Annotated in this window: 1 protein-coding gene; it reads right to left on the reverse strand. The window is 36.0% G+C overall.

What is annotated here, in order from left to right:
- The coding region (locus HMPREF2811_RS02455) for a glutathione S-transferase C-terminal domain-containing protein (protein WP_210386532.1) at positions 1-228 on the reverse strand (228 nt) is incomplete at both ends.

A 228-nucleotide genomic window follows, 5' to 3' on the forward strand; every position in this document is an offset into this window, starting at 1 on the left:
AAAATCAGTTAAATGTTTAATATTGCACTTGAAGTGACCATAGTAAACATGCTCGAAACGTATTAAAGTCGGGAATAAGCGGATATCAGAAGTAGTAAATTTGTCGCCTAGTAAGAACTTGTTATCAGCTAAAATGCTGTCTAATTTCTCTAGGGCATCGAATACATGACCCGCTTCTTCTTCATAAACTGTTTGATCTGTCGCAAAACCAGCTTTATAAACACCGTT

The sequence above is a fragment of the Globicatella sp. HMSC072A10 genome, assembly GCF_001811625.1.
Lineage (GTDB): Bacteria > Bacillota > Bacilli > Lactobacillales > Aerococcaceae > Globicatella > Globicatella sanguinis.